The organism is Bradyrhizobium sp. Kon58 (assembly GCF_055807455.1).
Genome location: NZ_JBVVOT010000459.1, coordinates 1 through 267 on the forward strand (window position 1 = coordinate 1; position 267 = coordinate 267).

Genomic DNA, 267 nt, shown 5'->3' on the forward strand with positions numbered 1-267 from the left:
CTCGCGAAGACCAACGGCAGCAAGGCGCATTATGTTTTATGTTGGGAATAGATTTGTGTAGGGAAAGATTTTTAAGATTATTTTTGATTTCGATTTTTATGAATGTTTATGTTTTTTATTATTGTGATTTTAGTTTATTGGTGTTATGTTGGTTTCTGGATCTTTTAAGAGGGTATGATTTTGTTTCTGTATTAGATATTATTGGAGTTTAAGTTATGTTCTTTGTCTTGTGATGGGAGTTTGATTGTGTTTTACTCGATAATGAGG

At 31.1% G+C, this 267-nt stretch carries 1 protein-coding gene; it reads left to right on the top strand.

Annotated features, from left to right (window positions below):
- On the top strand, positions 1–212 hold a 212-nt coding region (locus AC0L20_RS41145; protein ID WP_473295851.1), incomplete at its 5' end, for a hypothetical protein.
- Positions 213–267: the final 55 nt, after the last annotated feature.